General features: G+C 34.2%; 25 protein-coding genes. 24 read left to right on the top strand and 1 reads right to left on the bottom strand.

Features of this window, described 5'->3' with window-relative positions:
- The first annotated feature begins 1 nt into the window (after position 1).
- The 8 genes from H8S00_RS06210 to H8S00_RS06175 are packed head-to-tail and all read left to right on the top strand — an operon-like array spanning position 2 to position 4634.
- Complete coding sequence (locus H8S00_RS06210; RefSeq protein ID WP_366459505.1) at positions 2-862, top strand: ATPase, T2SS/T4P/T4SS family; 861 nt, start codon at positions 2-4, stop codon at positions 860-862.
- On the top strand, positions 853-1365 hold the full coding sequence (locus H8S00_RS06205; RefSeq protein ID WP_118588465.1) for a stage III sporulation protein AB: 513 nt from the start codon (positions 853-855) through the stop codon (positions 1363-1365). The genes H8S00_RS06210 and H8S00_RS06205 overlap by 10 nt, the downstream gene beginning before the upstream one ends.
- A 21-nt stretch (positions 1366-1386) precedes the next feature.
- Entirely contained in the window at positions 1387-1581 is a 195-nt protein-coding gene (spoIIIAC, locus tag H8S00_RS06200; protein ID WP_021953251.1) for a stage III sporulation protein AC, read from the top strand.
- An 11-nt stretch (positions 1582-1592) separates the two neighbouring features.
- Positions 1593-1973, top strand: a complete 381-nt coding sequence (locus H8S00_RS06195; RefSeq protein ID WP_118588466.1) for a stage III sporulation AC/AD family protein — start codon at positions 1593-1595, stop codon at positions 1971-1973.
- An 18-nt stretch (positions 1974-1991) separates the two neighbouring features.
- A complete protein-coding gene (locus H8S00_RS06190; RefSeq protein WP_158576768.1) occupies positions 1992-3131 on the top strand; it encodes a stage III sporulation protein AE in 1140 nt (379 codons plus the stop codon).
- Between the two features lies 1 nt (position 3132).
- A complete protein-coding gene (locus tag H8S00_RS06185) occupies positions 3133-3456 on the top strand; it encodes a stage III sporulation protein AF (protein WP_118588468.1) in 324 nt (107 codons plus the stop codon).
- Entirely contained in the window at positions 3422-3973 is a 552-nt protein-coding gene (locus tag H8S00_RS06180; RefSeq protein WP_147365726.1) for a SpoIIIAG-related protein, read from the top strand. Before H8S00_RS06185 ends, H8S00_RS06180 begins: the two co-directional genes overlap by 35 nt.
- A gap of 16 nt (positions 3974-3989) precedes the next feature.
- Entirely contained in the window at positions 3990-4634 is a 645-nt protein-coding gene (locus H8S00_RS06175) for a SpoIIIAH-like family protein (RefSeq protein ID WP_021953246.1), read from the top strand.
- A 43-nt stretch (positions 4635-4677) separates the two neighbouring features.
- On the opposite strand, the gene H8S00_RS06170 is transcribed toward H8S00_RS06175, so the two are convergent.
- Positions 4678-5049: a metal-dependent transcriptional regulator gene (locus H8S00_RS06170; protein ID WP_118588470.1), complete on the bottom strand. Its 372-nt coding sequence runs from the start codon at positions 5047-5049 to the stop codon at positions 4678-4680.
- A gap of 229 nt (positions 5050-5278) precedes the next feature.
- On the opposite strand from H8S00_RS06170, the gene H8S00_RS06165 reads away from it, so the two are divergent.
- From H8S00_RS06165 to recN, 16 genes are all read left to right on the top strand, one after another.
- On the top strand, positions 5279-5491 hold the full coding sequence (locus H8S00_RS06165; protein ID WP_021953244.1) for a FeoA family protein: 213 nt from the start codon (positions 5279-5281) through the stop codon (positions 5489-5491).
- 22 nt (positions 5492-5513) lie between these two features.
- Complete coding sequence (locus tag H8S00_RS06160) at positions 5514-5735, top strand: FeoA family protein (RefSeq protein ID WP_021953243.1); 222 nt, start codon at positions 5514-5516, stop codon at positions 5733-5735.
- A gap of 87 nt (positions 5736-5822) precedes the next feature.
- A complete protein-coding gene (gene feoB, locus H8S00_RS06155) occupies positions 5823-8204 on the top strand; it encodes a ferrous iron transporter B (RefSeq protein WP_118588471.1) in 2382 nt (793 codons plus the stop codon).
- A gap of 104 nt (positions 8205-8308) precedes the next feature.
- Positions 8309-8455 (top strand): FeoB-associated Cys-rich membrane protein, encoded by a 147-nt coding sequence (locus tag H8S00_RS06150; protein ID WP_021953241.1) that lies wholly within the window; start codon positions 8309-8311, stop codon positions 8453-8455.
- 95 nt (positions 8456-8550) lie between these two features.
- Positions 8551-9249 carry an ABC transporter ATP-binding protein gene (locus H8S00_RS06145; RefSeq protein WP_118588472.1) on the top strand — a complete coding sequence of 233 codons (699 nt, stop codon included), beginning with the start codon at positions 8551-8553 and terminating at the stop codon, positions 9247-9249.
- 13 nt (positions 9250-9262) lie between these two features.
- Positions 9263-11530, top strand: coding sequence for an ABC transporter permease (locus tag H8S00_RS06140; protein WP_118588473.1), 2268 nt, complete (start codon positions 9263-9265; stop codon positions 11528-11530).
- Between the two features lie 94 nt (positions 11531-11624).
- The gene (locus tag H8S00_RS06135) at positions 11625-11996 is read left to right on the top strand and encodes an Asp23/Gls24 family envelope stress response protein (RefSeq protein ID WP_021953238.1); all 372 of its coding nucleotides are present in this window, start codon (positions 11625-11627) and stop codon (positions 11994-11996) included.
- Between the two features lie 90 nt (positions 11997-12086).
- Positions 12087-12512, top strand: coding sequence for a transcription antitermination factor NusB (gene nusB / locus H8S00_RS06130; protein WP_118588474.1), 426 nt, complete (start codon positions 12087-12089; stop codon positions 12510-12512).
- 16 nt (positions 12513-12528) lie between these two features.
- The gene (gene xseA, locus H8S00_RS06125; RefSeq protein WP_021953236.1) at positions 12529-13737 is read left to right on the top strand and encodes an exodeoxyribonuclease VII large subunit; all 1209 of its coding nucleotides are present in this window, start codon (positions 12529-12531) and stop codon (positions 13735-13737) included.
- Between the two features lie 2 nt (positions 13738-13739).
- Positions 13740-13943 (top strand): exodeoxyribonuclease VII small subunit, encoded by a 204-nt coding sequence (xseB, locus tag H8S00_RS06120; RefSeq protein WP_021953235.1) that lies wholly within the window; start codon positions 13740-13742, stop codon positions 13941-13943.
- Positions 13936-14826, top strand: coding sequence for a polyprenyl synthetase family protein (locus H8S00_RS06115; RefSeq protein WP_021953234.1), 891 nt, complete (start codon positions 13936-13938; stop codon positions 14824-14826). The genes xseB and H8S00_RS06115 overlap by 8 nt, the downstream gene beginning before the upstream one ends.
- Positions 14827-14845: 19 nt before the next feature.
- Positions 14846-16708, top strand: coding sequence for a 1-deoxy-D-xylulose-5-phosphate synthase (gene dxs / locus H8S00_RS06110; RefSeq protein WP_118588475.1), 1863 nt, complete (start codon positions 14846-14848; stop codon positions 16706-16708).
- Positions 16705-17514 (top strand): TlyA family RNA methyltransferase, encoded by an 810-nt coding sequence (locus H8S00_RS06105; RefSeq protein WP_118588476.1) that lies wholly within the window; start codon positions 16705-16707, stop codon positions 17512-17514. The genes dxs and H8S00_RS06105 overlap by 4 nt, the downstream gene beginning before the upstream one ends.
- Positions 17515-17525: 11 nt before the next feature.
- On the top strand, positions 17526-18380 hold the full coding sequence (locus tag H8S00_RS06100) for an NAD(+)/NADH kinase (protein ID WP_021953231.1): 855 nt from the start codon (positions 17526-17528) through the stop codon (positions 18378-18380).
- 12 nt (positions 18381-18392) lie between these two features.
- Positions 18393-18839, top strand: a complete 447-nt coding sequence (locus tag H8S00_RS06095; RefSeq protein ID WP_021953230.1) for an arginine repressor — start codon at positions 18393-18395, stop codon at positions 18837-18839.
- A gap of 37 nt (positions 18840-18876) precedes the next feature.
- On the top strand, positions 18877-20565 hold the full coding sequence (gene recN, locus H8S00_RS06090; RefSeq protein ID WP_118588478.1) for a DNA repair protein RecN: 1689 nt from the start codon (positions 18877-18879) through the stop codon (positions 20563-20565).
- Positions 20566-20584: the final 19 nt, after the last annotated feature.

The following is a 20584-nucleotide window of genomic DNA, read 5'->3' as shown; positions in this document are numbered from 1 at the left end:
CATGAGGAGAATAAAAATGAGAGAGCTATATGAGTATTTTAATTTAAAAATTAAGGAAAAAGTGAAGAGGTGCCCGGAATATAACAAAATAACGGAGATTAGAATGAGAGTAAACAGCCCTTTGATTATAAATAAGGTAAATTCAGAGGAAGTTTTTAGAGATGTAATAATATCAGAGGATGATATTTCAGATACATTTAACATAGCCACGGATTATTCAGCATATGCTTTTGAAGACAATATAAAAGAGGGATTTTTGTCTGTGCCGGGAGGTCATCGTATTGGATTTGGCGGTGTAATAGTGAAGGAAAATAACCGGATAAAGGCAATAAAAAATATAAAATTTTTAAATATTCGTGTATGCAGACAAATTGAAAATTACGGAGAAATGTTATATGAAAAAACAAAAAGCAATGAAAAAATTGAGAACATCCTTATAATCTCTCCACCGGGATTGGGGAAAACAACATTACTAAGGGATTATATTAAAAAAATCAGTAATGAAACACCGGGGACAAGCATATGTGTTATTGATGAGAGAAATGAAATATCAGGAATGTACATGGGAGTGCCTACCATAGATTTAGGTATTCGTACAGATATATTAAGTAACTGCACCAAAAAGGATGGGATATTAATGGCAATCCGTTCAATGGCACCTAAAATAATTGCCTTAGATGAAATAGGAAAAAAAGAGGATATAGAAGCCATAGAATCAGCCGGTGTAAGCGGAGTAAAGGTTATAGCTACAGCTCACGGCAGGGATGTGGAAGATGTTACAAAAAAGTTTGGACAAGATATGGTAAATATGTTTGAAAGAAAAGTAATTATAAAAAGAATAGGAGAGTACATATGTTGTTGAAAATATTTGGATGTTTATTAATATTTTCAGGTTGCGGTGGAATAGGATTTGGTATGGGAAGGGATTATAACGCCCGTATCAGTCAGTTAGAGCAGATTAAGAAAATGCTGTTTTTACTGGAAGGGGAAATTAAGTATAACAATGGAGGAATATATGAATCCATGAAAAAATTAACAGGGATTTCAGATAATATAATGACGGGATTTTTTGAAGGTGTGATAAAAGATAATGTAGGCACATTGAAAGAGGCATGGCAGTTTAATATAGAAAAAAGTTTTGTAGCAGACAGTAAACTGTCAAAAGAGGATATAGCAATTATTGAAGATTTGGGAAATACAATAGGTATGACAGACAAAGAAACACAAATAAAAAATATTGATCATGCCATGGAATGTATTGATGACAATATAGGGGAATTAAAAAAAGGTAAAACAGAGAAATGCCGGTTATACAGAACTACCGGAATAGCTGCAGGGGCATTTCTTGCCATTTTATTTTTATAACAAATGAAAGGTGAAGAAAGTATGGAAATAGGATTGATTTTTAAAATTGCTGCTGTGGGGATAATCGTGTCGGTTATAGGGCAGATATTAAAACACAGTGGCAGGGAGGAACAGGCATTTCTTACAAGTTTGGCGGGATTAATATTAGTTCTTATGTGGATTGTACCTTATATATATGATTTGTTTAAAACAATACAGAAATTATTTGAGTTATAAGAAGGAAAAAGATGCTTACAATAGGTGTGATAGGAATTGTCGGGGTAATTCTGGCGGTGTGGTTTAAAACAATTAAGCCTGAATATGGAATTATGATTTCAGTGGTGGTGTGCATATTTATTTTTGGATATTCCCTGCTGCGAATTTCCGATATTATTGAAATAGTGGACAGGCTTTCAGGAATGACTTCAATAAGTAAAGATTACATTAAAATTTTACTAAAAATAACCGGTATCACCTTTGTATCGGAAATATCCTCTGATATTGCCAAGGATTGCGGTTATTTAGCAGTGGCAAATCAGGTACAGATATTTGGAAAACTTACGGTTTTAGTAGTAAGTCTGCCGGTGTTTACGGAACTGATATATGCAGTTACATCCCTTTTAACATAAAGTATGGGAGAATTAAGTATGAGAAAATATGTTTACATGGCTATTGTGCTGGCAATATGTATTTGGGGAATAAATACCGTTACAATAAAGGCATCTGATTTAAACAAAAATGAAGAGTACATGTCAATTGACGATTTTGAAATAAATGACAGTATAAAAACTTTGGAGAAAAACGGGTATCGGGATTTAAATTTCAGGCATATTTTAGATGAGATTATGAGTGGAAATGTTTTAGATGTAATAAAGGAATGCTCTAATGTGGTATATCAGAAAACAGTTGGGGATTTTACAATGGTTGAAAAAGCCCTTGGAAATTTGCTTTTAATTGTAATTTTATCTGCTTTTTTTACTAATTTTGCCAATGTGTTTTCAAATGACGGAATATCTTCCACAGGATTTTACATATGCTATTTAATTGTTACTACAATGCTTATGACTTTATTTGAAAATTTTTGCCTGATTGCCACTGATTTTGTAAGGCTTCTGCTGGAGTTTTTGTGTGGCATTGTACCGGCGTATTTCCTGTCTGTGGCAATAACAGGTCAGGTGGCTGCGGCAGGATTTTATCAGCTTACATTAGTTATTATAAGTGTGGCACAATTTATATTTTTAAGGGTTCTTGTTCCAATGATAAAGGTTTATGTAACAATTAATCTTATAAATAATATATCAAAAGAGGATTTTTTATCCAAAACTTCGGATTTGCTGAAAAACGCCATAGCTTTTATTAATAAAACCGTCGTAGGTATAGTTGTTGGTCTTAATATTATTCAGGCACTGATACTTCCGGCAGTAGACGGAGTGAAAAACAATGCCATTAGAAAGGTAGTAGGAGCACTGCCGGTGGTAGGAGATGGCTCAGATGCAGTATGCGGTATATTGTTAGGCTCTGTTAATTTAATAAAAAATACCATAGGAGGTTTTGCCATAATTGTGATTATTATGCTTTGCGGAGTGCCTTTTATTAAAATTCAGTTATATTCCATATCAATGCAGATAGCCCAGGCAGTTGTACAGCCTGTAGCAGATAAAAGAATGATTAATAGTATAAGTTGTGTAGTTATGGGAATAAAGATGCTTGCCAAAGTGATTATCGGGGCTTCAATGTTGTTTATTATAAGCATTGCCATAATATGCATAGTGACGGGAAAGGAGTAGTATGGAATTTGTTTATGGATATATAAGAAATATTAGTATTTTTATGATTGTTACAACACTTATATTAAATATATTTCCGGAAAAAAGCAGTAAGAAATATATAAAACTTTTTGCAGGATTTTTGCTTCTAATGCTTATATTTAATCCTATTGTAAAATACAAAAAAAACAACATTAATGTAGATAAAATCATAAGTGAATATAGCCATGTAAAAATAGATAAAAACAGTAATTTAGAAAACAGTGTGAACAAATTCAGGGAGGATTTATTTGAAAGGATAAGTGAAAAGTATGAAGATGAATCTGAAAAAAATAATGGAAATTAAAAAAATAGGTAAAGAAAAACTGATACTTTTAGTGCTGGCAGGAATAATGCTTATAGGAGCATCATATTTTGAAAATGGAAGGAGTGAAGGACAGACTAAAATAAGGGAGACGGAATATATTGGTGCAAGCCCTGAAGATGACTATGGAAAAATAATGGAAGAAAAAATCTCTAATATGATTGAAGGCATAAAGGGAGTTTCAAAGGTTTCCGTTATGGTTACTTTAAAGTCCGGAAATGAAAAGGTGGTAAAGGAAGACAGTGAGGATGAAGCATCTCAATCTAAAAAAGGGAGTGATGAGGAAAAAAGCAACAGTCAAAAGAAAAAGACGGTTATTTTGGAAAATGATAATGGAGAAAGTCCTTATGTGATAAAGGAAATGTATCCGGAAGTGGAAGGAATAGCCATTATGGCATCAGGTATAGGGGATTCTTCAAAAAAGGAGGAGATAATAAAGATGTTGTCTGCATTGTTTGATGTTCCCCTGCATAAAATATCTGTAGTAGAAATTGATTAAATATTAAGGGGGTAACATGAAAAAGATTTTTAAGAAAAATCAGTTTATCGTAACATTTCTTGCAGTATTAATTGCAGTTGCCGGATACTTGAATTATGCGGATAATGCAGATAAGAAAAAAGAGGCTGCAAAGGTAAATGGAACTACATATGAATCTGTTTATGACGGTGACAATCTTTTAACGGGAGATAATGATATTGAAAGCTTAGATGGGGAAGACGCTAATAATAAGGAAACAAAAGAAAGTGCAGGGGAAGAAACAACTAAAGAACCGGGGGCAGCAGTACTTACTAATGGCACTAATTTGGCTTCATACATGGCACAGGCAAGATTAAACAGAGAGCAGATAAGATCCAAAAATAAAGAAACATTGTTAGAAGTGATTAATAATAACGATATAAGTGAAGGTGAAAAAAAGAAAGCCGTAAAATCAATGGTGAAACTTACGGAATTAAATGAAAAGGAAAATACCATTGAGACATTACTTAAAGCAAAGGGATTTGATGATATTGTGGTAACAATTAGTGATAAACAGGCTGATGTAATAATAAGCGAAAAGGAAGTAGATGATGCAAAGAGAGCACAGATAGAGGATGTGATAAAAAGAAAAGCGGGAGTTAGTGTGGATAATATAACGATTACTCCTACAGGAACGAAATAAAAGCACAAAAATAAATAAGGTGCCGCTTATGGCAGCACCTTATTTATTTTGTGTTATTTTTTAAATGGTTCTTTATTGCTTCAAAACTTTCTTTGCTAATAACATGTTCAATACGACAGGCATCCTGTACGGCAATGCCTTCCGGAACTCCCAGCTTTACAAGACATGTTGATATAAGCTGATGGCGCTCGTAAATCATTTCCGCAATAGCCTTTCCTTCATCAGTTAAATAGATAAAACCTGAATCTGTTACAGTTATATGATTTTTTTCACGCAAATTCTTCATGGCAATACTGACACTTGATTTTTTAAATCCCAGTTCGTTGGCAATATCAACGGAACGAACAACCGGGAGCTTTTTACTCAAAACCAGTATTGTCTCTAAATAGTTTTCTGCAGATTCATTACTTTTCATATATGAAAAACTCCTTAAAACGAATATTTACTGTAATTATACCACGTTATATAAATAAATTCAATTTGGCTAAATTAACCAATTGGTATATTAAAAGAAACAAAAGATTGCTACACATAACAAAAATTAGAAAATACTAAAAAACATTATTGACATCTAATATCAGTTAGTTTATACTAATTAGCGAAACAAAGATGTACAATTGCGTTTTGAGTAAAGAGAGGGTGATATGATGCCTTTGACGATGGCTAAAGAGGGAGAAGTTAATATAGTAAAAAGAGTATCCGGAAAAGCTGAGACCAAAAAGTTCCTAGAAAGTTTGGGATTTGTAGTTGGCGGTGAAGTTACGGTTATATCACAAATCGGTGGAAATGTTATTGTCAATGTTAAAGATTCCAGAGTTGCCATAGGAAAAGATATGGCTAATAAAATAATGATCTAACTAAAAAGGAGAGAGGTGCTTTATGAAAACGCTGAGAGAAGTTGCCTGCGGGCAGACAGTCACGGTTAAGAAACTTACCGGCGACGGACCTGTAAAGAGAAGAATTATGGATATGGGAATCACGAAGGGTGTAGATATTTATGTAAGAAAAGTTGCACCGTTAGGTGACCCGGTAGAAGTTACTGTAAGAGGTTATGAGTTATCTCTTAGAAAGGCTGATGCCGAAATGATTGAGGTAGAGTAATTTTTTTTGCTCCATAGGTTAGCAAATGCTAACAAAAAGTAGAATCAACAAACAAAATAATTCTTGTTATTTAGAAAGGAAGTAAATATGTCAATTAAAGTTGCGTTAGCCGGAAACCCTAACAGCGGAAAAACAACATTATTTAACGCATTAACCGGTTCTAATCAGTTTGTTGGAAACTGGCCTGGCGTTACAGTAGAAAAGAAGGAAGGTAAGCTTAAAGGTCATAAAGATGTGGCTCTTATGGATTTACCTGGTATTTATTCATTGTCACCATACACTTTGGAAGAGGTTGTGGCAAGAAATTATCTTATTAATGAAAGACCTGATGCTATTATTAATATAGTTGATGGTACAAATATTGAAAGAAACTTATATTTGTCAACTCAGATTATGGAACTTGGTATTCCTGTAATTATGGCAGTTAATATGTTAGACGTTCTTGAAAAAAGAGGGGATAAAATACATATTAACAAGTTAAGCGAAAAGTTAGGCTGTGAAGTTGTTGAAATTTCAGCTCTTAAAGGAACAGGAATTAGGGATTTGGCAAATAAAGCCGTAAAACTTGCAGAAAGCAAAAAGAAGAATACAGTTGTTCATAAGTTTGCCAATGAAGTTGAAGAAGTTATTGATGAAACTAAGGGATTACTTTCAGCAGATATTCCGGAAGAACAGAAAAGATTCTTTGCAATTAAGCTTTTAGAGAGAGATGAAAAAATCAGGGAAATAATGAGGACTGTTCCGGATGTGTCAAAGCAGATTGATAAGTTAGAAAAAGCTTTTGACGATGATACAGAAAGTATTATTACAAACGAAAGATATGTTTATATTTCATCAATTATAAAAGATTGTGTAACAAAGGCAAAATCTGATAAACTTACAGCATCAGATAAGATTGATAGAATCGTAACAAACCGTATATTGGCATTACCGATTTTTGCCGTTGTTATGTGTATTGTTTATTACATATCAGTTACAACAGTTGGTACATGGGCTACAGACTGGACTAATGACGGTGTGTTCGGTGACGGATTCCATTTGTTTGGAATAGGAACTGCACAGTACGAGGAAGATTTGGATAAATGGGCAGATGAAAACGTGTTCTCTACAGAGCTTGAGCAGATTGCTGAAAAGGCTGTAAAAGAAAACGTTGCCGGTGCAGAAGAAGTAAAAGATGCTATTGCTGACAAGGACTTTGGTGCTTTCGAAGAAGCTTACGGTTCATATAATGACGCTTTTGATGAAAAAGGTCTTAACATGGACGAAGCTCTTGGAGATGCCATTGATGAAGAAGGAGAATTTACAGGCCCTGATACATCAGAATATGGAGTATGGGTTCCTGGTATTCCTGTATTAGTTGGCAATGGGTTAGAAGCTATTCACTGTAATGACTTCTTAACAGGACTTATTATTGATGGTATAATTGCCGGTGTAGGTGCAGTACTTGGATTCGTACCTCAGATGCTTGTACTTTTCATATTCCTTGCTTTCCTTGAAAGTTGTGGATATATGTCTAGAGTAGCATTTATCATGGATAGAATTTTCAGAAAGTTCGGATTATCAGGAAAAGCATTCATCCCTATCTTAATTGGTACAGGATGTGGTGTTCCGGGACTTATGGCTACACGTACAATTGAAAATGACAGAGATAGAAAAATGTCTCTTATGACAACAACATTTATACCTTGTGGAGCAAAGCTTCCGATTATAGCGTTAATTGCTGCAGCTTTATTTAACGGAGCATGGTGGGTTGCACCTAGTGCATACTTCCTTGGGATGTTTGCAATTATTACATCAGGTATTATCTTAAAGAAAACAAAACTTTTTGCCGGAGAACCTGCACCATTCGTTATGGAACTTCCTGCATACCACTGGCCGACAGTTGGTACTGTATTAAGAAGCATGTGGGAAAGAGGCTGGTCATTCATTAAGAAAGCAGGAACAATCATCCTTCTTTCATCTATCGTTGTATGGCTTGGCTCACACTTCGGAAATACAGGAAGTGGATTTGGATATAGTTCAGATATGGAACTTGCAGACAGCGTACTTGGTTCAATCGGTAACGTTGTAAAATGGATATTTGCACCATTAGGATTTAATGATGCAACAGCAACAGTTGCTACAATCATGGGACTTGTTGCAAAAGAAGAAGTTGTAGGTGTATTCGGAGTATTAGACTTCGAGGGAATGTTACCTGTAGCAGGATACGCATTCTTAGCATTCAACCTTTTATGTGCACCATGTTTCGCAGCTATGGGTGCTATTAAGAGAGAAATGAATAACTCAAAATGGTTCTGGATTGCAATTGGATATATGACATGTTTCGCATATCTTACAGCTTTGGTTATTTACCAGATTGGTGGACTTATTGTAGGAGAAACAGGATTTGGAATATTTACAATTATTGCTATCTTAGTAGTAATCGGATTTTTATATCTGTTATTCAGACCTTCAAAGGAAAACAACTAATAAAAATTGAAATAAATTAAGTAAGCTATTTTGATTATGCTGACCGGCAAAAATTAACTGGGCATTAGTTTTTGCCGGACTCCATTATTACAAAGGAGGATTTTATGAATGGAACGATAGGAACAGCTATTGTGTTACTTATACTTGCAGTTATAATATTTTTTGTTATAAGAAGCATGGTAAAGGATAAGAAAAACGGTAAATCTCTTCAGTGTGGTGGAGATTGTAAAAAGTGTAAGGGATGTCATTAAAGTGAAACTAAGATGACCTAAGAATCCTTCTGTAGAAGACCTTATGGGTCGTCTACAGAGGGATTTTTTGATTAAAAAAAGGATAAGGTAGGTATATGTTTTTAGAAATAAATGAATTAAAGAAAAGTTTTGGAAGTGGTGATTACAAAGTAGATGTTTTAAAAGGGATAAGCTTTGGAGTGGAAAAAGGTGAAATGTGCGTATTGCTGGGACCATCAGGCTCAGGAAAATCCACATTACTTAATATAATAGGCGGAATTGACAGTGCCGACAGTGGATATATAAGTATTAACGGTGAAAAAACAGCTGACATGAAAGAAAAGGAATTAACTTATTACAGAAGAAAACATTTAGGATATGTATTTCAGATGTACAATCTTATTCCTAACTTAAACGTTAAGGAAAATATAGAAGTAGGAGCTTATCTTAGCGATAATCCTTTAGAAATTGATGATTTGTTAAAAACTTTAGGACTTTATGAACACAGACATAAGCTTCCTAACCAGTTATCAGGAGGCCAGCAGCAAAGAACAGCAATAGGAAGGGCAATAGTAAAAAATCCGGACATTCTTCTTTGTGATGAACCTACAGGAGCGTTAGATTACAATACATCAAAAGAAATCCTTAAGTTAATTGAAAATGTAAATAAAAAATATGGGAATACCGTTATTATGGTTACCCACAATGATGCAATAAAGAACATGGCAGATAAGGTTATTAAATTAAAGGACGGAAAAATCAGAGACAGCTTTGAAAATAAAAATAAAGTATCAGCAAGTGATTTGGACTGGTAAGGTGGTGGCTTAAATGAAGAATCCATTGAGAAAAAGAATATTTAGAGAACTTAAAGAAGATTTTAGCAAGTATCTTGTTATTTTTCTTTTTATGACCCTTACCATTGGCTTTATATCAGGCTTTTTAGTTGCCGCAGGCAGCATGAAAACCGCCTACGATGAAAGCTTTGAAAAGTATAATATTGAGGACGGACATTTTGTTCTTGATAAAAAGGCAGACAATGACCTTATAAAGGAAATAGAAAAAGAAAATGTTACTTTGTATGAAAATTTCTATAAGGATATTGATACAGACAGTAACATGGATGGCAAAAATGACAGCACTTTAAGAGTGTTTAAAGACAGAAAAGAAGTAAATAAAATCTGCCTTATGAAAGGCGAAATGCCTGAAAATGACAATGAAATCACAATTGACAGAATGTATGCTGACAACAACAAGGTTAAAGTAGGGGACAAAATCAGGGTAGGAGATAAGAAATTTAAAGTTTCAGGTTTAGTGGCATTGTCAGATTTTAGTGCATTGTATTCAGATAATAATGATTTGATGTTTGATGCGGTTTTGTTTGGTGTGGCCATAGTTAAAGATGATGTTTTTGAAGCATTTGACCATAATATTAGTTACAGCTATGTATGGAAGTACCGTAATGAGCCGGTAAATGAAACAAAAGAAAAGAAAATGTCTGACAAATTCCTTGAAAAAATGGTTGAAGACGTATATATGGTTCAGAATAATGTGGAAATATATATTCCAAGATATCAGAACAATGCAATTCAGTTTACAGGGGACGATATTGGCGGGGATCAGTCAATGATGCTGGTGCTTTTGTACATACTTATTGTAATAATGGCATTTGTTTTTGCCGTAACAATTAATCACACTATAACCAGGGAAGCAGCGGTAATAGGAACTCTTAGGGCATCAGGCTATACAAGGACAGAATTAATAAGGCATTATATATTCCTGCCAATAATGGTGTCTTTAGTTGCAGCTGTTATAGGTAATATATTAGGATATACAGCCTTTAAATATGTTGCTGCAAGTATGTATTACGGAAGCTATTCACTGCCTACATATGTTACTATCTGGAATGGAAAAGCATTTATTTTAACAACAGTTGTACCTCTTATAATTATGCTGGTGGTTAATTTTATATCTCTTTATAAGAAGCTCAAACTTAGTCCTCTTAAATTTATCAGAAGGAATTTAAGCAAAAAGAAAAACAAAAAAGCCTTTAAACTTCCGGCATTTAAGTTTATGAGCAGATTCAGATTAAGAATCATATTCCAAAATAAGGTAAGCTATATTACTTTATTTGTAGGTATCGCTTTTGCAAATATTTTGCTTATGTTTGGTCTTATGATGCATCCTCTTTTGGAAAAATACCAGGATGAAATAGTAGACAATATGATGGCAAATTATCAGTATGTTCTTAAAAATCCGGTGGATGTAAAAGATGATGAGGCGGAAAAGTATTGTTTAAACAGTCTTGAATTTAGCAAATACAGCCTGAAAGAGGATATAAGTATTTATGGAATTGAAAATAACAGCAAATATTTAAAAGATGATGTAAGTGACGGATATTATGTTTCTAATACTTTTAGCCAGAAGTATAGAGTAAATGCAGGGGATACCATTACCTTAAAAGAGAAGTATGGCAGTAAAAAGTACAAATTCAAAATAAAGGGTACAGTGGAATATCCGGCAGGTCTGGTAATATTTATGTCCAATAAGGAATTCTGCAAGGTATTTGATAAAGATGATGATTATTACACTGGATATTTTTCAAATAAGGAGTTAAATATTAAGGAAAAAGATGTTGCTTCCTGTATTACAGAGGATGATTTAACCAAAACATCAAGACAGCTTAATGTTTCCATGGGACAAATATTCTATCTTATAAATATTTTTGCAGTTGTGCTATTTGTAATTTTAATATATTTGCTTACTAAACTTATTATTGAAAAGAATACAAACTCCATTTCCATGGTAAAAATATTGGGATATAACAATGGAGAAATTGCCAGGTTATATTTAATGGCAACAACCTGGGTTGTAGTAATATCTATTTTATTAAGCATCATTATTTCAAAGGAAATAATTGAAGTTATTTATTTTGAAATGATGAAAGATTATACAGGATGGCTTTCGTTATACATTGCTCCAAAGGTGTATGTGGAAATGTTTGTTCTGGGAATTGTATCATATGGTTTAGTTGCTATATTGCAGTTTAGAAAGATAAAGAAGGTACCTATGGATGAGGCATTAAAAAATGTTGAATAAAAATTCATGACTCATTCTTTACGGTAGTTGTAAAAAAAAAGGTTTAATGGTATACTTACAAGGATAGAATGACTTTAATATCCAGGAGGTATACATGGAAGCTGAAAGAAACACATATATAATAAATGATAATTCGGAATTAGGAGAAGTACACATTAGTGACGATGTCTTAGCTGTTATTTCAGCTATGGCGGCTATGGAAGTGGACGGAGTGCTTGCTATGGCAGGAAACATTACGGCAGAGATTGTGGCAAGATTAGGAATGAAAAAGCTTTCAAAAGGCGTTAGAGTTAAAGTGGACGAAAATACAGTAGTTATTGATTTATCAATTGTTCTCAGAATGAATGAAAACATTGTTAAAATTTCAAACAAGGTACAGGATAAAGTTAAAACTACAGTTGAAAATATGACAGGCATGGAAGTTGCCGGAGTAAATGTAAATATTTCTAATGTTTTATCGAATTAATCAGGACTTTTAAAGGGTGCCTTAGAGGCACCCTTTTTGCAGTAGAAGCCGTAAGGCTTATAATTGACATGTTTTTGAAAGGATATAATTATGAAAAGGGAAAAATCCAGAGAGTGTACTTTCTTATTGCTGTTTAGTAATGATTTCCATGAGGCTAATGAAGTGGCAAAACAGTTAGATATGCTTATTGAAAATCAAAATGATATAAACGAAAATAAAGAAGACCCCATTATAGCAAAAGAGGCAGACAGGGAATATATAACTGCCAGAGTAATTGATATAGAGAAAAACATAGAAGAAATAGACAAAAAAATTAATGAAGTAGCTGTAGGCTGGAGTACGGAACGTATGTCAAAGGTTGATCTTACCATACTTCGTTTAGCATATTATGAAATGAAAATGGATGAAGAAGTCCCTCAGAAGGTTGCCATAGATCAGGCAATTAATTTAGCTAAAAAATATGGCGGAGAAGAATCTTCTTCCTTTGTAAATGGAATATTGGCGAAATTATATTAGAATTTAGGAGAAGGCAATGGCATCTGTATATTCCGTAGGTCAGGTGAATGCTTATATTAAAAATATGTTTAATGCTGATTTTGCATTAAATAACATATATATAAAAGGTGAAATAAGTAATTGCAAATATCATACATCAGGACATATTTATTTTACATTAAAAGACAGTACCGGTGTCATATCTGCAGTTATGTTTGCCGGAAACAGAAAAGGGTTGAAGTTTAAACTTGAAGAGGGACAGAAAGTAATTGCTCTTGGAAGTGTTAGTGTATACGAAAGAGACGGAAAATATCAGTTATACGCAAAGCAGATTATTTTAGAGGGCACAGGTCTTTTGTACCAGAGATTTGAACAACTGAAAACCCAGTTAGAGGAAATGGGTCTTTTTGATAAAATGTACAAAAAGCCTATTCCAAAGTATGCAACTAAAGTAGGTATCTGTACTGCAAGTACAGGGGCTGCAATACAGGATATTATAAACATCTCAAAAAGAAGAAATCCTTTTGTACAGTTGTATTTATATCCGTGTCTTGTTCAGGGACAGGGAGCGGCAGTGGATATTGTTAATGCCATAAGATGTTTAGATTCCATGGATTTAGACGTTATTATAGTTGGCAGAGGTGGTGGAAGCATAGAGGATTTGTGGGCGTTTAATGAGGAAATTGTAGCTAAGGCAATTTTTGACTGCGATACGCCTGTTATATCTGCAGTAGGTCATGAAACTGACTTTACAATAGCTGATTTTGTAGCTGATATGAGGGCACCTACACCATCTGCGGCGGCGGAACTGGCAGTGTTTGATTACAGTGAATTTATGGAAAAACAGCTAAATTATAGCAGACTGCTTTTTTCGTCAATAGACAATAAATTAAAAATATACAGAAAAAGTCTTAAGTCCTATGAAACGTCAGTTAATTTATTTAGTCCTGTTAATCAGCTTCAAAGTAGGAGACAGTACAGTGATGAGTTAATGACTAAGTTATCCAAAGAATTAAATGATGTATTAAATGATAGAAAACATAAGCTTCAGATTTATGCAGAGAGACTAAATGGAATGTCACCACTTAATAAAATATCAAAAGGCTTTGCATATGTAACAGATGGCAATAAGAAACCACTTACCTCTGTGAGTCAGGTAAAAGCAGATGATGAAATGTCACTTATTATTAAAGATGGCACAATTAAAGCAAAGGTAGTGGAAGTTTTTCAGGAAAGTAAGGAGTAGCCATGAGTGAAAATAAAAAATCTGTAGAAGAGAGTTTTAATGAAATAGAAAGTATTATTGCAGAGATGCAAAAAGAAGACGTTACCCTTGACCGTTCCTTTGAACTTTACAATCAGGGGTTAACGCTTATTAAGGAATGTAATGAAAAATTAGATTCCATGGAAAAGCAGATTAAAATAATAGAAGAAGGTAATATAAATGGATAAATTACAGATATTATATAATAACAAAATCGATAAGGTAACAGACATTATATATAGTTTTTGTCCTACTGAAGAAGGATTACAGCAGACAGTAATTGATGCAATGAATTATAGTGTAAAAGCCGGGGGAAAACGTTTGCGTCCCCTTGTATTATTAGAGACACTTAAATTATTTGGAGGCGAGGAAGAGGAGGCATATCCTTTTATGGCTGCCATAGAAATGATACACACATATTCGTTAGTACATGATGATTTACCGGCAATGGATAATGATAAATACAGAAGAGGTAAGCTTACAACTCACGCTAAATTCGGTGAAAATATGGCAATACTTGCAGGAGATGCATTGCTTAATTATGCTTATGAAATAATGTCTGATGCAGTAATGAACAGCAAGTATCCAAAACGTGCCATAAGAGCCATGCAGACTATTGCCAGAAAAGCAGGAATATATGGAATGGTGGGAGGACAGACGGTAGACGTTGAAAATGAAGGAAAAGAAATGTCCATTGATACCATTAATTATATTCATAATTTAAAAACAGCAGCTCTTATTGAAGGTTCAATGATGGCAGGAGCCATACTTGCAGGAGCAAAAGCGGAAGAAATAGATATAGTAGAAAAGATTGCTAAAAGCATAGGTGTGGCTTTCCAGATACAGGACGATATTCTGGATGTAACGGGAGATACTAATCAGTTAGGAAAGGCAGTTTTAAGCGACGAAAAAAATCACAAAACTACATATGTTTCTTTACTTGGTGTAAATATCTCTAAGGAGCATGTTAAGAGATATTCAAGGGATGCCATTGAATTATTAGAGAGTTTAAATAAAGATGATGCATTCTTGAAGTTTTTATTTGTAAAGCTTATAGATAGAGATAAATAAATTTTTTAGTGAGAAAACAATGGGTAAAATATTAGATAATATTAATAAACCAAATGATATAAAAAAAATATCCAGAAGTGATTATCCTAAGTTAGCGCAGGAAATAAGGGAATTTCTTATTTCTTCTGTCAGCAAAACCGGAGGGCATTTAGCTTCTAATTTAGGAACGGTAGACCTTACTATTGCACTTCATGCGGTACTTAATTTACCGGAAGATAAAATTGTGTGGGATGTGGGACATCAGTCTTATACCCACAAAATCTTAACAGGAAGAAAAAATCAGTTTGATACTTTAAGACAGCTTGACGGGTTAAGTGGTTTCCCTAAGAGAAATGAATGTGAATGTGACAGCTTTGACACAGGTCACAGCTCAACATCTATTTCCGCAGCTCTTGGAATGGCGGTAGCTAACAGTTTAAATGGCAATGACAACAGGGTTGTAGCTGTAATTGGTGACGGAGCCCTTACAGGAGGGCTGGCGTTAGAGGCTTTAAATAATGTGGCTTCATTAAACAAGAATTTCGTTATTATTTTAAATGACAATGATATGTCCATTTCTGAAAATGTAGGAAGCATGTCAAATTATTTAAATAAGTTCAGGGTTGGTGAACATTATAATGATTTTAAAATTGATGTGGAGCATTCATTAAGCAAAATTCCGGGAATAGGTCAGAAACTGGTTAAAAGTGTAAAAAAAACAAAGGATAATCTTAAAAATCTTATTATCCATGGCGGATTGTTTGATGATATAGGTATAACCTATATCGGACCTGTAAACGGTCATGATATTAACGGAATGATAGATATTTTCAATGATGCCCTTAAAATTGAGCATCCCATAGTTATACACGTTAAAACCAAAAAGGGAAAAGGATATACCTTTGCAGAGAAAAATCCGTCAAAATATCATGGAATTAACAGTTTTCATATTGAAACCGGATTAGAAACGGTGCATAAGAAGACTATGACATACACAGATGTTTTTTCAAAAAAACTTGTAGAACTGGCTTCAAAAAATAAGAAGATAGTTGCAATTACTGCAGCAATGAGAGACGGAACAGGACTTGATTTGTTTGCAAAGAAATATCCAAAGCGTTTCTTTGATGTGGGAATAGCGGAAGAACATGGAGTAACCTTTGCAGCGGGACTGGCAGCATCAGGTTATAAGCCTGTAATTTCCATATATTCTTCTTTTTATCAGAGAGCATATGATGAAATATTACATGATGTATGTCTTCAAAAACTTCCTGTTACATTTATAGTGGACAGGGCAGGACTTGTAGGAAGAGATGGGGAAACCCATCAGGGAATTTTTGATATATCTTTTATGTCGGCAATTCCTAACCTTACAATGATAGCACCTAAGGATAAAAGGGAATTAGAAGAAGCACTGGAGTTTGCAATGGATTTTGACGCTCCTGTGGCAGTCAGATTTGCAAGAGGCAGTGCCTATATAAGTCATAATGATAATTATAAATTTGAATATGGCAAAAGTGAAATTATAAAGCAAGGTAGAGACATTGCCATAATCGCTGTGGGAAATATGGTTGAGGAAACACAAAAAGCAGTAAGCAGCCTTGAAAATAATGGCATAAATGTAACCTTTGTAAATGCAAGATTTATAAAGCCTGTGGATTATGGTATGATTGAAAATCTTGCTAAGAACCATAAAAACATAATTGTAGTTGAGGAAGCTATTAAAAAAGGCGGATTTGGTGAAAGTGTTGAAGCTTATGCTCAGGAAAATAACTTAAACACTAAAGTTTCAGTTATGGCAATAGAGGATAAATTTGTTGAACAGGGCTCAGTGGAAGAATTAAGAGACAGATTAGGAATAAGTGATAAAAAAATATATGAAAAGGTAATGGGTTTACTGAAATGAAAGAAAGACTAGATGTATTACTGGTGAAAAGAGGTCTTGCACCTTCAAGGGAAAAGGCTAAGGCAATAATAATGAGTGGTATTGTCTTTGTGGATAACGTAAGGGAAGATAAAGCAGGAACTTCTTTTGATGAAAAGGTAAATATAGAGGTAAGAGGTAAAACTCTTAAATATGTAAGCCGTGGCGGTCTTAAGTTAGAAAAGGCAATGGACAAATTCGGTGTGTGTGTTGACAACAAAATATGTATGGATGTTGGTGCCTCCACAGGAGGATTTACAGACTGTATGTTACAAAATGGAGCAGTAAAGGTATATTCTGTGGATGTGGGACATGGACAGCTTGCATGGAAATTAGTTCAGGATGACAGAGTTGTATGCATGGATAGAACTAACATAAGGTATGTTACACAGGATGACATTGATGACGTAATTGAATTTGCGTCCATTGATGTATCATTTATATCATTAACTAAAGTTTTACTTCCTGTCAGAGAACTGCTAAGTGAAAACGGACAGATAGTGTGTCTCATTAAACCACAGTTTGAGGCAGGCAGGGAAAACGTTGGGAAAAAAGGTGTTGTAAGAGATAAAAAAGTACATACACAGGTTATAGAAATGGTAATTGAATATGCAAAAAGCATAGGATTTGGAATTATTAATTTAGATTTTTCGCCGGTAAAGGGACCGGAGGGAAATATTGAATATTTACTGTACTTACAAAAATTAAAAGAAGGGGAAGATTTTCAGGAAAATAATGTAAATCCAAGTGAAGTAGTGGAGTGTTCACATATGGAACTTGATAAATAGAGGTGTTTAATTTGAAGAATTTTTGCATTGTATCAAACAGCTATAAAGATAAAGAATTGAATTTAGCGAAAAAAACTTCTGAATACATTAAGCTAAAAGGTGGTAAATGCTATTTAGCAGATAATGTGGACATTACAACGGGAGATTTCAGGGTTCTTGATGCAAATGAGTTTCCAAAAGACACAGAGTGTGTTATAAGTATAGGTGGAGACGGAACTCTTTTACATACTGCAAAGGATTTGATGAAGCTTGATGTGGTATTTGTGGGAGTGAATAAAGGAACTCTTGGTTTTTTAGCGGAAATCTCTCCGGAAAATGTAGAATCAGCCATTGACAGATTAATGGATGACAGATTTAATGTGGAATCCAGGATGATGTTAAAGGGTGAAATAATAAGGGATAATAATGTCATATATGAATCTACGGTTTTAAATGACATCGTTATACATAGAGCAGCTGATATGGCAATCACAAGATATGAAGTATTCGTAAATGGACAGCTTCTTGGCAATTTTGAGGCGGACGGTATTATATTGTCCACTCCAACAGGGTCTACGGCTTATAATCTTTCAGCAGGAGGACCTTTGGCAAGACCGGATTCTCATTTGATTATGCTGACCCCTATTTGCCCTCATACTTTAACTAACAGAAGCATCATTTTTTCAAAAAATGATGAAATTGAGGTTGTAATAGGTGAAAGCAGAACACCAAATGAAGAAAGAAGAACTGTTGCTTTTGACGGTGACGGCATTTACAATATAGTATCCGGTGATATAATAAGAATCAGTGTTGCTGATGAAACTACGGAAATTGCAAAACTTGATGAAAGCAGTTTCCTACAGGCAGTAAAAGATAAATTAAGATAGGAAAAGGTAAAAGTGAAGACAAAGAGACAACGTAAAATAATTGAATTAATAACTGAAAGAAATGTTGAAACTCAGGATGAGTTAGCAGCATTATTGGAAAAGGAAGGATTTACGGTAACACAGGCTACAATATCAAGAGATATTAGAGAGCTTAACCTTACCAAATCAGTTTCACCGGATGGTGGACAGAAATACTCCATTGCAGTAAGTGCATTAGGTGGCATTTACGGAAAGTATTTAAGAGTATTAAGTGACGGCATTTTAAAAATGGAAATAGCTGAGAACATTCTTGTTATAAAGACTGTTTCAGGTATGGCAATGGCAGTTGGTGCAGCTGTAGATGCCATGAGTATTGAAAATGTTGTTGGCTGTATAGCAGGAGATGACACAATTATGTGTATCATTAAAACAAAGGAAGATGCACCGGTAGTAAAAGCACGTATAGAAGAGGCTATTTAAATATTAAAAACGGGAGATGAGCACAGAAGGAGAAAATATGTTAATTAATTTACATGTAAAGAATCTTGCATTAATTAAAGAAGCTGATGTAGATTTTAGCAAAGGTCTGATTGTGCTTACAGGTGAAACGGGAGCCGGAAAGTCATTACTTTTAGGCTCTGTTAATATTGCCCTGGGAAATAAAGTATCTAAGGATATTATCCGTACAGGAGCACAGTTTGCCTTAGTGGAACTGACATTTCAGGTAGATGAAGTTTGTGCTTCTAAGCTTAAGCAGATGGATATTTTTATGGAAGAGGGAAATATTATTACTGTTTCAAGAAAAATATCAGAAAGCAGAAGCGTGTCAAAAATAAATGGTGAGACAGTTAATGTTAATGTTTTAAAAAAAGTAATGGGAATGTTAGTTGACATTCACGGTCAGCATGAACACCAGTCATTATTATATGTTTCTAATCATTTAAATATTCTTGATAAATATGCTAAAAAGGAAATGGCGGATATTTTAAAGGGATTATCTGCTGAATATGGTAATTATACTGAACTTAAGTCCCGGCTGTCATCCTATAATATAGATGAGGCACAAAGGATGAGGGAGATTGAGTTTTCTATGTATGAAGTAAATGAAATAGAAAATGCCAATCTTATTCCCGGTGAGGATGAGGAGCTTGAAGAGCAGTATAAGAAGTTGTCCAATAGCGAAAATATAGTGGAAACCCTGTCATCTGTGTATGGACTTATAGGTTATGACAGTATGCAGTCAGCAGGTGAGTTAATATCTAAGGCAACACAGGAAATAAGCTCCATAAGTAATTTTGACGAAAAAATAAACGGATTTAAGGAGACTTTGTTTGATATAGATTCCGTTTGTAGGGATTTGTCGGCAGAGATTTCTGATTATACCGGTGAATTAGAATATGACCCAAGGGAAGTAAGCAGAATAAGTGAGCGGCTTGATACCATAAACCATTTAAAATTAAAATATGGGAAGACCATAGATGATATTTTGCAGTATCAGGATAAGAAACAGTCATATCTTGATGAATTAAATAATTATAGTGAAAAAATTGACCAAATTAAAGGATTAATAACAGAAAGCCGGGAGAAGCTTCAGGTGCTGTCGGAAAGAGCCTCAAAGATCAGAAAAACAGCTGCAAAAGAGTTACAAAATAGCATAACTGATGCACTTAAGGATTTGAATTTCTTATCTGTTGATTTTAAGATAAATATTACAAAAAAGGATAAGATAACAGATAAAGGATTTGATAATGTGGAATTTATGATATCCACTAATCCCGGTGAGCCTGTAAGACCTCTTGCTAAGGTGGCATCCGGCGGTGAATTATCAAGAATAATGCTTGCAATTAAATCTCTTCTTGCAGGAGAGGATGAAATTGAAACTTTGATTTTTGATGAAATTGACACAGGTATAAGTGGCAAAACAGCCAGCATGGTGGCTGAAAAACTTGCAAAAATAAGCGCAAATCATCAGGTTATATGTATATCACATTTGTCTCAGATAGCAGCAATGGCAGATAGTCATTATCTTATAAAAAAAGACATGGAAGATAATTCCACAGCTACAAATATTGTGAAATTAACTAGAGAAGAATCAATAAAAGAAATTGTCAGAATTAATGGTGACGGAACTATGACAGATGCCGCAATTGCCCACGCAATTGAAATGAAAGATATGGCAGACAGAACAAAAAGTAACTTGGTTTAAAGTTGAGTTTTTTGGAATA

Origin of the sequence: Eubacterium segne, from assembly GCF_014287775.1 — a bacterium.
Lineage (GTDB): Bacteria > Bacillota > Clostridia > Lachnospirales > Lachnospiraceae > Eubacterium_G > Eubacterium_G segne.
Note: the sequence above shows the minus strand (reverse complement) of the source record. Positions and strands in the feature narration are given on the sequence as shown.

What these genes read in the sequence shown, in the direction of transcription:
- H8S00_RS06210 (WP_366459505.1), top strand. Translation starts at nt 2, where the DNA reads ATGAGGAGAATAAAAATGAGAGAGCTATATGAGTATTTTAATTTAAAA.
- H8S00_RS06205 (WP_118588465.1), top strand. Translation starts at nt 853, where the DNA reads ATGTTGTTGAAAATATTTGGATGTTTATTAATATTTTCAGGTTGCGGT.
- spoIIIAC (WP_021953251.1), top strand. Translation starts at nt 1,387, where the DNA reads ATGGAAATAGGATTGATTTTTAAAATTGCTGCTGTGGGGATAATCGTG.
- H8S00_RS06195 (WP_118588466.1), top strand. Translation starts at nt 1,593, where the DNA reads ATGCTTACAATAGGTGTGATAGGAATTGTCGGGGTAATTCTGGCGGTG.
- H8S00_RS06190 (WP_158576768.1), top strand. Translation starts at nt 1,992, where the DNA reads ATGAGAAAATATGTTTACATGGCTATTGTGCTGGCAATATGTATTTGG.
- H8S00_RS06185 (WP_118588468.1), top strand. Translation starts at nt 3,133, where the DNA reads ATGGAATTTGTTTATGGATATATAAGAAATATTAGTATTTTTATGATT.
- H8S00_RS06180 (WP_147365726.1), top strand. Translation starts at nt 3,422, where the DNA reads ATGAAGATGAATCTGAAAAAAATAATGGAAATTAAAAAAATAGGTAAA.
- H8S00_RS06175 (WP_021953246.1), top strand. Translation starts at nt 3,990, where the DNA reads ATGAAAAAGATTTTTAAGAAAAATCAGTTTATCGTAACATTTCTTGCA.
- H8S00_RS06170 (WP_118588470.1), bottom strand. Translation starts at nt 5,049, where the DNA reads ATGAAAAGTAATGAATCTGCAGAAAACTATTTAGAGACAATACTGGTT.
- H8S00_RS06165 (WP_021953244.1), top strand. Translation starts at nt 5,279, where the DNA reads ATGATGCCTTTGACGATGGCTAAAGAGGGAGAAGTTAATATAGTAAAA.
- H8S00_RS06160 (WP_021953243.1), top strand. Translation starts at nt 5,514, where the DNA reads ATGAAAACGCTGAGAGAAGTTGCCTGCGGGCAGACAGTCACGGTTAAG.
- feoB (WP_118588471.1), top strand. Translation starts at nt 5,823, where the DNA reads ATGTCAATTAAAGTTGCGTTAGCCGGAAACCCTAACAGCGGAAAAACA.
- H8S00_RS06150 (WP_021953241.1), top strand. Translation starts at nt 8,309, where the DNA reads ATGAATGGAACGATAGGAACAGCTATTGTGTTACTTATACTTGCAGTT.
- H8S00_RS06145 (WP_118588472.1), top strand. Translation starts at nt 8,551, where the DNA reads ATGTTTTTAGAAATAAATGAATTAAAGAAAAGTTTTGGAAGTGGTGAT.
- H8S00_RS06140 (WP_118588473.1), top strand. Translation starts at nt 9,263, where the DNA reads ATGAAGAATCCATTGAGAAAAAGAATATTTAGAGAACTTAAAGAAGAT.
- H8S00_RS06135 (WP_021953238.1), top strand. Translation starts at nt 11,625, where the DNA reads ATGGAAGCTGAAAGAAACACATATATAATAAATGATAATTCGGAATTA.
- nusB (WP_118588474.1), top strand. Translation starts at nt 12,087, where the DNA reads ATGAAAAGGGAAAAATCCAGAGAGTGTACTTTCTTATTGCTGTTTAGT.
- xseA (WP_021953236.1), top strand. Translation starts at nt 12,529, where the DNA reads ATGGCATCTGTATATTCCGTAGGTCAGGTGAATGCTTATATTAAAAAT.
- xseB (WP_021953235.1), top strand. Translation starts at nt 13,740, where the DNA reads ATGAGTGAAAATAAAAAATCTGTAGAAGAGAGTTTTAATGAAATAGAA.
- H8S00_RS06115 (WP_021953234.1), top strand. Translation starts at nt 13,936, where the DNA reads ATGGATAAATTACAGATATTATATAATAACAAAATCGATAAGGTAACA.
- dxs (WP_118588475.1), top strand. Translation starts at nt 14,846, where the DNA reads ATGGGTAAAATATTAGATAATATTAATAAACCAAATGATATAAAAAAA.
- H8S00_RS06105 (WP_118588476.1), top strand. Translation starts at nt 16,705, where the DNA reads ATGAAAGAAAGACTAGATGTATTACTGGTGAAAAGAGGTCTTGCACCT.
- recN (WP_118588478.1), top strand. Translation starts at nt 18,877, where the DNA reads ATGTTAATTAATTTACATGTAAAGAATCTTGCATTAATTAAAGAAGCT.